General features: G+C 59.2%; 14 protein-coding genes and 1 tRNA gene. 3 read left to right on the plus strand and 12 right to left on the minus strand.

Going from position 1 to position 12,212, the window contains the following annotated elements; translation table 11 throughout:
* Nucleotides 1–45: 45 nt before the first annotated feature.
* The 9 genes from rplL to Q1A20_RS11650 form a co-directional block, all read right to left on the minus strand.
* The gene (rplL, locus tag Q1A20_RS11610) at nt 46–420 is read right to left on the minus strand and encodes a 50S ribosomal protein L7/L12 (RefSeq protein ID WP_298974871.1); all 375 of its coding nucleotides are present in this window, start codon (nt 418–420) and stop codon (nt 46–48) included.
* Nucleotides 421–495: 75 nt separating this feature from the next.
* On the minus strand, nt 496–1,011 hold the full coding sequence (gene rplJ, locus Q1A20_RS11615; protein WP_298974870.1) for a 50S ribosomal protein L10: 516 nt from the start codon (nt 1,009–1,011) through the stop codon (nt 496–498).
* A gap of 234 nt (nt 1,012–1,245) precedes the next feature.
* Nucleotides 1,246–1,944, minus strand: a complete 699-nt coding sequence (rplA, locus tag Q1A20_RS11620) for a 50S ribosomal protein L1 (RefSeq protein ID WP_299407828.1) — start codon at nt 1,942–1,944, stop codon at nt 1,246–1,248.
* Nucleotide 1,945: 1 nt separating this feature from the next.
* Complete coding sequence (gene rplK, locus Q1A20_RS11625) at nt 1,946–2,371, minus strand: 50S ribosomal protein L11 (RefSeq protein ID WP_298974868.1); 426 nt, start codon at nt 2,369–2,371, stop codon at nt 1,946–1,948.
* A 158-nt stretch (nt 2,372–2,529) separates the two neighbouring features.
* Entirely contained in the window at nt 2,530–3,063 is a 534-nt protein-coding gene (nusG, locus tag Q1A20_RS11630) for a transcription termination/antitermination protein NusG (RefSeq protein ID WP_298974867.1), read from the minus strand.
* A gap of 208 nt (nt 3,064–3,271) precedes the next feature.
* Nucleotides 3,272–3,469, minus strand: coding sequence for a preprotein translocase subunit SecE (gene secE / locus Q1A20_RS11635; protein ID WP_195819712.1), 198 nt, complete (start codon nt 3,467–3,469; stop codon nt 3,272–3,274).
* Nucleotides 3,470–3,555: 86 nt separating this feature from the next.
* Complete coding sequence (locus tag Q1A20_RS11640; RefSeq protein ID WP_299407832.1) at nt 3,556–3,729, minus strand: hypothetical protein; 174 nt, start codon at nt 3,727–3,729, stop codon at nt 3,556–3,558.
* A gap of 557 nt (nt 3,730–4,286) precedes the next feature.
* Nucleotides 4,287–4,362, minus strand: a tRNA-Trp gene (locus Q1A20_RS11645).
* A gap of 85 nt (nt 4,363–4,447) precedes the next feature.
* The gene (locus tag Q1A20_RS11650; protein ID WP_299407835.1) at nt 4,448–5,098 is read right to left on the minus strand and encodes a CatB-related O-acetyltransferase; all 651 of its coding nucleotides are present in this window, start codon (nt 5,096–5,098) and stop codon (nt 4,448–4,450) included.
* Nucleotides 5,099–5,326: 228 nt separating this feature from the next.
* Here Q1A20_RS11650 and Q1A20_RS11655 point away from each other — a divergent pair, with 228 nt between their 5' ends.
* A complete protein-coding gene (locus Q1A20_RS11655; RefSeq protein ID WP_298974862.1) occupies nt 5,327–5,476 on the plus strand; it encodes a hypothetical protein in 150 nt (49 codons plus the stop codon).
* Nucleotides 5,477–5,630: 154 nt separating this feature from the next.
* Here Q1A20_RS11655 and tuf read toward each other — a convergent pair whose 3' ends face one another.
* Nucleotides 5,631–6,806, minus strand: a complete 1,176-nt coding sequence (gene tuf, locus Q1A20_RS11660; RefSeq protein ID WP_298974861.1) for an elongation factor Tu — start codon at nt 6,804–6,806, stop codon at nt 5,631–5,633.
* Nucleotides 6,807–6,918: 112 nt separating this feature from the next.
* Nucleotides 6,919–7,539: a hypothetical protein gene (locus Q1A20_RS11665; protein ID WP_299407837.1), complete on the minus strand. Its 621-nt coding sequence runs from the start codon at nt 7,537–7,539 to the stop codon at nt 6,919–6,921.
* A gap of 128 nt (nt 7,540–7,667) precedes the next feature.
* Here Q1A20_RS11665 and Q1A20_RS11670 point away from each other — a divergent pair, with 128 nt between their 5' ends.
* Nucleotides 7,668–9,038 (plus strand): cytochrome P450, encoded by a 1,371-nt coding sequence (locus tag Q1A20_RS11670; RefSeq protein ID WP_299407840.1) that lies wholly within the window; start codon nt 7,668–7,670, stop codon nt 9,036–9,038.
* Nucleotides 9,039–9,053: 15 nt separating this feature from the next.
* Here Q1A20_RS11670 and Q1A20_RS11675 read toward each other — a convergent pair whose 3' ends face one another.
* Nucleotides 9,054–11,357 (minus strand): DNA topoisomerase IV subunit A, encoded by a 2,304-nt coding sequence (locus Q1A20_RS11675; RefSeq protein WP_299916980.1) that lies wholly within the window; start codon nt 11,355–11,357, stop codon nt 9,054–9,056.
* A gap of 203 nt (nt 11,358–11,560) precedes the next feature.
* Between Q1A20_RS11675 and Q1A20_RS11680 the strand changes: the two genes are divergently transcribed.
* Complete coding sequence (locus Q1A20_RS11680) at nt 11,561–12,181, plus strand: SH3 domain-containing protein (RefSeq protein WP_299916981.1); 621 nt, start codon at nt 11,561–11,563, stop codon at nt 12,179–12,181.
* Nucleotides 12,182–12,212 lie beyond the last annotated feature (31 nt).

The following is a 12,212-nucleotide window of genomic DNA, read 5'->3' on the forward strand; positions in this document are numbered from 1 at the left end:
CCCCTCGCCGCACGCTAGTCGCGCGCGGCCCCCAGATCCGGCAACTTAGGCCAGCTCGACTTCCGCGCCAGCTGCTTCCAGCTTGGCTTTGACTTCTTCGGCTTCGGCTTTGTCGACGCCTTCTTTGATCTTGCCGCCCGCTTCCACGAGGTCCTTGGCTTCTTTCAGGCCAAGACCGGTGAGGCCGCGTACTTCTTTGATCACGTTGATTTTCGAGGCGCCTGCGTTTTTCAGGACAACGTCGAATTCCGACTTTTCTTCCTCAGCGGCACCAGCACCGTCTGCAGGACCAGCCATCATCACAGCACCACCAGCGGCGGGCTCGATGCCGTACTCGTCTTTGAGGATTGTTTTCAGTTCTTGTGCTTCAAGCAGGGTCAGACCAACGATCTCTTCTGCCAGTTTTTTCAGATCAGCCATGTTTAGCTCTTTCCGTTAACGATATGTGTGTTCCAACGTCGCGCTTAGGGCCCGACGCCAGTTTGACGATGTGCTTCAAGCAGCCGCCTTGTCCTCGATCGTGGACAAGATGGATGCAATATTGCTTGCAGGTGCGCCAATGGCCCCGGCGATGTTCGATGCAGGTGCGCCCAGCATGCCCGCGATGGTGGAGATAAGCTCCTCGCGCGATGGCATTTTGGACACGGCTTCGACACCGGCGACGTCCAACGCATTCTCACCCATGGCGCCACCGAGAATGACGAACTTGTCATTCCCCTTGGCGTAGTCCTGAGCCACCTTGGCCGCAGCCACAGGGTCCTCAGAATAGGTCAGAACGGTCATACCCGACAGAAGGTCAGCAATGCTTGCGCATGGCTTGCCCTCAAGGGCGATCTTGGCGAGCCTGTTTTTGGCAACACGCACAGACCCGCCCGCTTCGCGTGCTTTCGCGCGCAGGTCCTGCATTTCAGCAACTGTCAGACCGGCGTAGTGGCTTACCACAACGACGCCAGAGCTTTCAAAGATCTGGCCGAGTTCGTCGACCAGCTGTTCTTTTTGTGCTCTATCCACAGTTTCACTCCAAAATTGGGCAGGTTTCCCCACCCGGCTCAGTTTAGGAATGCGATGGTCTGCATCCCGTTTCGGGTCCAATTCAGGGTCCCGAGACCAAAACCGCCTTGATAGGCTGAATTTTCTCGTTTCCCATCTCAGGAAGGAATTATGTGAGCTACCTCACACCCTCCGTCTCGGACAGAAGCAAGGCCCGAAGGCCCTGCCTATCTGACGGGTCGCCCCGCCAAATTCTTATTCGGTGACCGCGTTGTCGACGGAAACCGAAACGCCAGGGCCCATGGTCGAGCTCAGCGCGATTTTCTTCATGTATGTGCCCTTAGAGCCCGTTGGCTTGGCCTTGGACACGGCACCGACAAAGGCGCGGATGTTTTCGACCAGCTTGGCTTCGTCAAAGCTGATTTTGCCAACACCTGCGTGCACAACGCCGCCTTTTTCCGCCTTGAACTGAACTTCGCCGCCTTTTGCTGCTTTCACAGCGGCTTCAACGTCCATGGTCACGGTGCCGACCTTGGGGTTCGGCATCAGGTTGCGGGGGCCAAGGACCTTACCCAGACGACCGACGATCGGCATCATGTCAGGGGTCGCAATGCAGCGATCAAACTCGATCTTGCCGCTTTGCACGGTTTCCATCAGGTCTTCGGCACCGACGATGTCTGCACCTGCCGCTGTGGCCTCATCGGCTTTCGGACCACGTGCAAAAACAGCGACGCGGACGGATTTGCCTGTGCCGTTGGGCAAGCCAACCACACCGCGGACCATCTGGTCGGCGTGGCGCGGGTCAACGCCCAGGTTCATGGCGATCTCGACGGTTTCGTCGAATTTCACCTTTGAATTGCCCTTGATCAGCGCAACCGCCTCTTCAACAGTCACATCATCTTTGCCAGCAAATGCTTCACGTGCGGCGCGGGTTCTTTTACCGAGTTTTGCCATCTTACTTCACCTCGATACCCATGGAGCGGGCGGAGCCCAGGATGATCTGCATCGCCGCTTCAATAGAATTGGCGTTGAGATCTTTCATTTTAGCTTCGGCGATTTCACGCACCTGCTTGGAGCTCACGGAGCCAACCATTTCGCGGCTGGGGTTGTTTGCACCGGATTTTACCTTGGCCGCCTTCTTCAGATAATAGGACGCAGGCGGCGTCTTGATATCCATGGTGAAGGATTTGTCCTGATAGTATGTGATCACGGTCGGGCATGGCGCGCCGGGCTCCATGTCTGCGGTCTTGGCGTTGAACGCCTTGCAGAATTCCATGATGTTGATGCCGCGCTGCCCCAGCGCCGGACCCACCGGTGGGGACGGGTTCGCCTGGCCCGCAGGCACCTGCAGCTTCATGCTGCCAACAAGTTTCTTGGCCATTGGCCTTCTCCTTTTCCAACCCCACCCCAGCGCGCCGGTTCGGGTTCATACGCAATCCCATGATCGCGATTGTTGTCGTGGTCCGGTCTGGATGCCGCGGCACCCTCGCCTCCCACGCTTTGAGCGCCGCACCTGCCATGCAGGGTGCAACGGCCACCTCAGGTCTGTTTGTTGACCTGCGTGTATTCCAGTTCGACCGGGGTCTCCCGGCCAAAGATCGACACCGTCACCTTCAGGCGTTGGTTTTCGTCATCCACTTCCTCGACCATGCCGTCGAAATCTTCAAACGGGCCGTCGGCCACTTTAACTTTTTCACCCACTTCAAAGTGAATGAGCGTCCGTGGGGCCTCTTCGCCTTCCTGAACGCGGTTCAGGATGGCGTTCACTTCGGCATCGCGCATCGGCATCGGGCGGCCTTGCGGGCCCAGAAAACCGGTAACCCGGTTGATGGAGTTGATCAGGTGGTACCCGCCGTCGGACATTTCCATGTGCACCAGAACGTACCCAGGCATGAACCGACGCTCGGTTGTCACCTTCTTGCCGCGGCGCACTTCGATCACTTCTTCGGTCGGCACCAGCACTTCGTCGATCTGATCTTCCAGGCCCTGTTCAGCCACGGATGTACGGATTTGTTCTGCGATCTTCTTTTCGAAGTTCGACAGCACACTCACCGAATACCACCGTTTTGCCATCTGATCTTAGGTCCCTGTCTCGTCCGACGCCTGCTCAACGCCGTAAATTTCACTATCTTTCAGACACTTAGCCCGCTGAGTTTAAACAAAAAATCGGCGCGCAACTCGAATCGCCGCACGCCCTGTTTCTGGTCAGGTGTGCGGCATACTCCGCACGGCCAAATGTTTCAAGGGGTTTGGTGCGTTTTTTGAACCGGTTCGTTCAGCCTCAGCCGAACATATTCAGAACCGCCTGAAGCCCGCCCCGGATGATGATATCAACAGTCGCAAAGAAAATCGCCGTGAGCGCCGCCAGGATAAACACCATCACGGTGGTCAACATCACCTCGCGCCGCGTCGGCCAAACAACTTTGGCGACTTCTGCTCGGACCTGCTGAATAAACTGGAGCGGGTTGGTCGTGGCCATGATCATCTTCCTGCACTATCGATGATGGCGACATAGCGAGGCCAGTGCCGGAATTCAAGGGCATGCATGCAGGCACGGAAGACGTGTTATGTGGTACCTTCATCGCGCAACCGGCTCAGGCGATCCGCCATGACCTCTGCATGCAATTTGTCGGCACGGGCAATCTGGCGCAGGTCTGGCGCGCGAAACCCATCTGTCCAGCGTCCCGGCAAGCGGTTCAGACAAGCATCCCACTTGCGCGCGGCGATCAGGCACCCCACGCGAAACCGCCTTGCAGGCCCGGGGCACCAACGCGCAAAAACCGCAAAGACTTCGAGAAGTCGGCGCCAAAATCGATCGCTACCCATTGTGAGATACCCACCCAGAAAGAGGACGGCACTCAACAATAGAGTGCCAAAAACAAGCACAGGCTGGAGCAACAACATCAGGATCAAGCTGGTCCATAGAACAGATTTTGTATTTGGCCGATATGCTCTGACGCGGCGCAGCAGCCGAAACAGAACAGGTCGTAGTACCGGCTTCCTGGTGGTGCGTGGCATTGCGGCTTTGACAGCGACAGGTTTCTCAGCATTGCGCCTCGCAGTCTCTGCCCGTGACTGTGTCGGCAACGTCTTCAGCCGGTTGAATTCCTTTGATGTGTTCTTTGGCACGACCTCGTCAGCCAGTAGTGCGCGAATGGCAACAATGTCCGCGTCAACGTCCTGTGTGTTTCCCATTTCTTCACCCAATCGTCTGGCCCCATCCCCAACACGGCATTTGTAAGGGATGAGTCGGGCGTTTCAGTGGCAGAAACATGGCGTAGATGTGGCGGAAAGGCTGGCAGGGGCTGAGGGACTCGAACCCACGACCCTCGGTTTTGGAGACCGATGCTCTACCAACTGAGCTAAACCCCTATGCCGGTTGCTGGCCTAGTCGGAAAAGCCGCAGGGTTCAAGAGGGATCGCGCCTCCGAGACCGAAAAAGAAAAGGCAACCTGACCTAAAGCGCTTCCAGCGCATCGATATCCGCCCCGGTGATCAGTGCCTCATGCGCCAGGATCTTTTCGATGGGCCAGTCCCACCAGGCGATCATCATCAACCGGGTGATTACATCGGGCGCAAAACGACGCCGAATGACCCGACCGGGATTGCCGACGACCACACTGTAATCCGGGACTGTCCCGCCGACAACGGCACCGGTCCCGATGATGACACCGGACCCGATTTGCGTCCCGGGCAGGATCCGCGCATCTGCGCCAATCCAGACGTCGTGACCGACAACCGTGTCGTTCCCTTTTGGCAGTGACGCCGGGTAGGCCATGAAACGGTCGGGATCATGAATGGCGAAAGGGAAGGTCGAAAACCCGCGCATATCATGGTTGGCGCTGTGGGTGATGAAACGCACCCCATGCGCAAACTGCCCGAACTTGCCGATGATGAGCCTGTCGCTGGACGGGGGAAACAGATAGGGCGCGATCCGCCCTGCCCAGCCCGCAGGGTCCGCCGGAGGATCAAAGTCATTGGCGTAAGTGTAATCGCCCACCTCGATCCGTGGGTGATCGATCACCGCTTTCAAAAACACGTTGTTGGGCAGCGCGGACCCATCTGGCAAAGTGACCGGGTGCACCGTGTCAGGGGATGGAAAAGTCATGAAGCTGTCTCCGCACAGATGCCTGATGGGGCCCTTGTACAGAAACAGCTGACAAAGAAAATGCGGCGTCCCAACCAAAAAGTTAATCAGGTGTGATCCTGTTCACTGACGTTGCGGCACCCGGCGCTTAATCAGGTGTCATGCCGCGCAATTTCGCGCCGCAAACCACCAAAGACCATTTTGATACGAGCCGGTTCAGATTTTCCGGCGATTGCAAGGAACGACGACATGCACATGAAATTCATCTCATTCATCGCGGGATCCGCCATCATCCTCGCCGGATGCGCCGGCCAGAACCATTACCCCCTGACCGGCAACGCCGCCTCGGTCGGCGATTCCGTCCAGTTCATGTCGGCGCCGCGCGTCGCTCGCTATTGAGGTGACGGGTCCCTTTTGCTGAACCTCTTAAGGACCCGGTGTTGCGCTTGACCTCGGAGGCCGCAGCACAAAAAAAGAGCCACCGGTCTGCTGGTGGCTCTTTTCTTTGATAGTCACGAGTTCAGCACGCGTCCGCATCGCGGCGCGTCAACGCTTACTCAGTGATCTTCGACACGACGCCGGCGCCGACGGTGCGGCCGCCTTCGCGGATCGCGAAGCGCAATCCGTTTTCCATCGCGATCGGCGCGATCAGCTCAACGCCAAAGCTCACGTTGTCGCCCGGCATCACCATCTCGGTACCCTCAGCCAGCTGAACCGTGCCGGTCACATCCGTCGTGCGGAAGTAGAACTGCGGGCGGTAGTTGGCAAAGAATGGCGTGTGACGGCCACCCTCTTCCTTGGTCAGGATGTAGGCTTCGGCTTCGAACTTGGTGTGAGGCGTCACCGAACCCGGCTTGCACAGAACCTGACCGCGCTCAACGCCGTCCCGGTCGATGCCGCGCAGCAGCGCGCCGATGTTGTCACCCGCTTCGCCGCGGTCCAGCAGCTTGCGGAACATCTCCACACCGGTGCAGGTGGTTTTCTGAGTGTCGCGGATGCCGACGATTTCGATCTCGTCGCCCACGTTGATCACGCCACGCTCGACACGGCCTGTCACAACGGTACCCCGACCGGAGATCGAGAACACGTCTTCCACAGGCATCAGGAACGGCTGGTCAATCGCACGCTCGGGCGTCGGGATCCACTCGTCGACGGCGGCCATCAGCTTCTTGATGGATTCTTCACCAATCTCAGGGTTGTTGCCTTCCATCGCCGCCAGCGCCGAGCCGGGGATCACGGGGATGTCGTCGCCAGGGTATTCGTAGGAGCTCAAGAGCTCGCGGATTTCCATTTCCACCAGTTCCAGCAGTTCGTCGTCGTCCACCTGGTCGACCTTGTTCATGTAGACAACCATCGTCGGGATGCCCACCTGGCGGCCGAGCAGGATGTGCTCGCGCGTTTGCGGCATCGGGCCGTCGGCGGCGTTCACCACCAGGATCGCGCCGTCCATCTGCGCCGCACCGGTGATCATGTTCTTGACGTAGTCCGCGTGGCCGGGGCAATCGACATGCGCGTAGTGGCGCGCGTCGGTTTCATATTCCACGTGGGCGGTGGAAATGGTGATGCCACGGGCTTTCTCTTCGGGCGCGCCGTCGATCTGGTCATAGGCCTGAAAATCGCCAAAATACTTCGTGATCGCCGCCGTCAACGTCGTCTTGCCGTGGTCAACGTGACCAATCGTGCCAATGTTTACGTGCGGTTTAGTACGTTCAAACTTTGCCTTTGCCATGGTGAGAGGCGCCCTTTTGCTTGCAAGGGGTCATAAGCGACCCGGTCTTTCATATGGCGCGCGATGTATTGTGATCAGCGCAGAAAATCAAGCACGACCTGCAATGGGCCGGTCATTCCGCCAGGGTGGCGTCAGATGGCAGGCTCTGTCCGTCTGCTGAGGCGTCACTCTGGGCCGCGCCGTCCAGCGCTGCATCCATGAACCAGCCTTCTTCGGCGTTCTTCTTAACGATGAAGTTTTCGATGGCCTGTGCGGCATTGCGCGACAGGTTGCGCAGCTGGGTCTCCTTGGTCTGGGTCCAGCCTGTGCCGATGATGCTGTCGCCATCAAGCGTTTCGAGCACGGTCAATTGCTCGGGTTCCTCGTTCAGCTTTTTACCCAGGGCGTCATCCCAGACCGTTACACGTAAGATCATGCCGGATTTCGGGGCCAGCACCACCGGCACGCCGGGTTTGGCCAGCACATAGCCCTCGACGCTCACGCCGAAATGATAGTCCTTGGAGCCGTCGTAGCGGTCAAACCGTTCCGCGATGGCAAGCTTGACGGCATCGGTCAGCTCTTCTTTGGTCACTTCGCGGCTGACGGTCGCCGTGGTCTCGACCTTCGGGGCGACAACGACATTGTGCCCGAGGCTGAAGTTGCCCAACGGTACAGGCGGTTCATTCAGATCTTTCGCGCCCGTGCAGGCCACCAGCCCGAATGCACCGGTAAGAACAATGATTTGCCTGAGCATACTGCACCTTTTCTTTTCTTGACCCTCTGCCTAGCCCAAGCGCCCCTGTCGCGCAATCCATCCTGCGTGTCATTGGTGGAAGCGCGCGCAGGTCGCACTAGATTATCGGTCAGCAAATGAGGGCCCTGATGACCCATAATCGCGCGATCATTGAACCAAACCTGCCGGTGCGCGTCGCTTTGGTACGCGAACCGCAAGGGGTGCTGCGCAGCTTTCAGTTGATGCGGGAAAACATCCTGAGCATCATCCCCGAGGTCGCGACGCAAGAACCCGTTGTTTCGGGCCGAACCGCCAGACGCTGGCACATGATCATGGACCCCACCGCCATCCGCCAGATGCTGTTGGATAGGGTGGAAGACTATCCCAAGTCGGTTGTGACCAAGAACCTTCTACGCCCGGCGGTGGGCGACTCGCTCATCATTGCGGAGGGCGCGCATTGGCGGTGGCAACGGCGCACCGCAGCACCCGCCTTTTCCCACCGGAATGTGCGCAACCTCGCACCGATCATGACCGCGGCCGCGGAACGCAGCGCCGACCGCATCGGACAAGCTGGTGCGCGGGCCGTCAATCTGCTGGACGAGATGACCACGGCAACATTTGATGTGATATCCGAGGTGACATTCAGCGGCGACGGCAGTTTCGATCAAGCGGCGGTGCACCGCGCGATTGATGCCTATATTGCCGAGGCCGGGCGGGTCTCCTTGCTGGACGTGCTGGGCGCCCCTGACTGGGTGCCCCGGCCCGGACGCATGGTCTCAACCGCCGCGATGAGTAATATGAAGGCGGATGCGAACAAGGCAATTGAGGCCCGCGCGGCCCGGGGCCCCGGCCCTATCCCGGACTTTCTGGACCTGTTGCTTGAGGGTCAGGACCCAAAAACCAAGCGCCGCATGACCATCGACGAACTTCGCGACAACCTGCTGACCTTCATTGTCGCGGGCCATGAGACAACGGCGCTGACCCTGGCGTGGTCGCTTTACCTTTGTGCCTTTGATCCATCTGTGCAGGAACGTGCCCGCGTCGAAGTGCACGATGTCCTGGGTAGTCGCGCCGCCACGGGGGACGACGTCGACAAGCTGGTATTTGTGCGTCAGATCATCGACGAGGCGCTGCGACTCTACCCGCCCGCCGGAATTGTGTCGCGCACAGCCCAGAAAGCCGATGATCTGGGCGGCGCGGATATTCAAGCGGGCGATACGGTGATGATCCCGATCTACGCCCTGGGACGGCACCAGAGGCTCTGGGACAACCCGGATCAGTTTGACCCTGACCGTTTCGCGGATCGCAAGTCGATTGATCGCTACGCCTATTTGCCGTTTGGCGATGGCCCCCGCATCTGCATCGGTGCGTCCTTTGCGTTGCAGGAAGCGGTGATCATTCTGGCGACCCTGCTGGGCCGTTTCAGGTTTTCGCCCGTAAAAGGGCGCGACCCCAAGCCGGTCATGATCCTGACTCTGCGCCCGGAAGGCGGTGTGTGGTTGATGGCGGAACCCGTCTGACGACCTGTTGGGGCGTCAGGTGAATTTATTGTCCCGCGGGAAACCGCGTGGGGCCATGCGGCCAGCACTGGCGCGTTTGCCGGTCCATTCCGCCAATTCCGTTTCGGTTCGCGTGCGCCCGGCAGGATCCAGCCAGCTCAGGCCGTCCGTACGGGTAAATGTGGTCGCATCACACAGCCCACCGTCCTTATATTTCTGCAATCGCACGCCCTTGCCCCGGCCCATTTCCGGCAGTTCATCAAGGTTGAAAACCAGTACCTTGCGGTTCTCACCGACCACCGCAATGCTATCGCCCTGAACCGGTTTGCACACCAGCGCGCGGGTGTCGCCGCGCACGTTCAGCACCTGTTTACCTGACCGTGTTTGCGCCACCACGTCATCTTCGGGCACAACAAAGCCATCCCCGGCATTTGACGCGACCAAAAGCTTGCGACCGGCCTGATGGGTCAGGATGGTGACAATCTCCGCTTCATTCGGCAGATCCACCATCAGCCGCAGCGGCTCCCCCATCCCGCGTCCGCCTGGCAAGTTGGCGGCGGACACCGTATAGAAACGGCCATTCGAGCCAAAGACCAACAGACGATCCGTGGTCTCGGCGTGGAAGATGAACCGCGGGCCGTCCCCGTCCTTGAATTTCAGCTCGCGCGTCAGATCGATATGGCCAGTCATCGCCCGGACCCAGCCCATTTGTGAGCAGACGACAGTGATCGGCTCGCGGTCGATCATGGCCTCAATCGGCACCTCTTCGATCACCGCCCCTTCGGCAAATGTGGTGCGCCGCGCGCCGCCCTCGTAATCCTTGCCGAACTGCTTTTTGGTCTCGCGCAGTTGTGCGGTGATGCTGTCCCACTGCAGCTGCGGGTTCTCAAGCAGATCCTCAAGTCCCGCGCGTTCCTCCATCAAGTCGGATTGCTCACGCAGCAATTCCATTTCCTCCAGGCGCCGCAAGGACCGCAACCGCATATTGAGGATGGCTTCGGCCTGCACCTCGCTCAGTTCGCCCTCGCCGTGCGGCGGTGAGACGTAATCCGCCTCGTCCATCGCCCGCACATGCGATTTTCCCCAATCCTCACGCATCAGCGCGGCCTTGGGGTCTTCGTCATAGCGAATGATATCGATCACCCGGTCGAGGTTCAGGAACGCAACGATGAAGCCTTCCAGCACTTCGAGCCGATGATCGATTTTCTCCAACCGGTGCGTCGACCGGCGGATCAGAACCTCCTGGCGGTGATCAAGGAAGGCGCGCAGTACCTCCTTCATCGAGCAGACCTTGGGCGTCAGCCCATCGATCAACACATTCATGTTCAGTGAAAACCGTACTTCCAGATCGCAATTGCGAAAGAGCATGCCCATCAGGACTTCTGGATCGACCGACCGTGAGCGCGGTTCGATGATCATCCGCACATCATCCGCAGATTCGTCGCGCACATCGCCAAGGATCGGGATTTTCTTGGTCTGGATCAGCTCGGCGATCTTTTCGATCAGCTTCGATTTCTGCACCTGATAGGGGATTTCCGTGACCACAATCTGCCATTGCCCACGCCCCAGGTCCTCGACCTCCCAGCGACACCGCAACCGGAACGACCCGCGCCCGGTCCGGTAGGCCGTGGCGATATTCTCAGGCGGTTCAACGATCACCCCGCCGGTCGGAAAATCCGGCCCGGGGACGTAGTTCAGCAGGGTATCATCGCGCGCATCCGGCGTTTTGATCAGGTGAATGCAGGCGTCACAGAGCTCCGCAATGTTATGGGGGGGAATGTTCGTGGCCATCCCCACCGCGATCCCACTGGAGCCATTGGCCAGCAGGTTTGGGAACTGCGCGGGCAGCACGGCGGGCTCGGTCAGCGTGCCATCATAGTTTTCCCGGAAATCGACGGCGTTCTCATTCAAACCTTCGAGCATGGCCTCGGCCACGGCGGTCATCCGCGCCTCGGTATAGCGGCTGGCGGCCGGGTTATCGCCGTCAATATTGCCGAAGTTACCCTGACCATCGACCAGCGGGTAGCGCACGTTGAAATCCTGCGCCAGCCGCGCCATCGCGTCATAGATCGCCGCATCCCCATGCGGGTGGTAGTTACCCATGACATCGCCGGAAATCTTGGCTGATTTCCGAAACCCACCGGTTGAGGTCAGCCGCAATTCACGCATGGCGTAGAGGATCCGGCGGTGCACCGGCTTCAGCCCGTCACGCGCATCTGGCAATGCCCGGTGCATGATCGTGCTGAGCGCATAAGTCAGATAACGCTCGCCCAATGCCCGACGCAAAGGTTCGGACAGGTCAGCGGGGGGCATGTCGGGAGTGTCTATATCGTCGGCCATCGGATGTTGTGTACCCCCCCGATACGCGCCGAACAAGCGCGATATGGCGTAAAACGCATCTCCTCGCCGTGGCACCGCCGCAACAGGTTCAAATTGACGATTGCAGAGCCAGTTTCCCACTCACGGAAACCAATTTGGATTGTTATGGACCCAAATGGCAGAGAAACGTGTTAGTCTGTCAGAAGTTTTACGAGGGTAATTAAATGAAGCGATTCATTCTGTTGAGTTTTGGTTTTATGGCATTGGCATTTTATGAACTAAGCGGCGGGGCCGATTTTGACCCGGTCGCGGCGCGCAACGCAGCCGTTATGGCGCGTACGGATGGCGCACTTCCCGCAGAACCCGTTGAGGTCGCGACGGCCGAGACCAATGCCCCCGAGGTGACGCGTATGTCGCTCAGCCTGACGTCTTTTGAGGATGTGCTGACCGAGAGAGACGTCCCCACACGCCCTGCGGCTGAAACGCCAGCCGCACCCGAGCCACAGGTGGCAGCACTGGAGACGCCGAACGTGATCGGCATCACGGCAGTGACCTTTGACGGTACGCCCGACGCGCAGGGTGTCGTGCCGAGCATCATTTTCCCCGGCACAAGCACGCAAGCCTCCTCTGCCGCTGTTTCCACCCCGCGCGACATCCGGTTTGTCTCGGCGGCGGTGGTGAACATGCGCGGCGGGCCGGGCACGGGCTTTGACGTGGTCACCAAGCTGAACCGCGACACACAGGTCGAAATCCTGCAGGATGACGGTACAGGATGGGTGAAACTGCGCCCGCTCACTGGTGGCCCCGAAGGCTGGATCGCCGACTATCTTCTGACCAACGGATAAGCTTGCGCCCTAGCGCTCAAGTTGCCATTCC

Origin of the sequence: uncultured Roseobacter sp. (genome assembly GCF_947501835.1) — a bacterium.
Classification (GTDB): Bacteria; Pseudomonadota; Alphaproteobacteria; order Rhodobacterales; family Rhodobacteraceae; genus Roseobacter.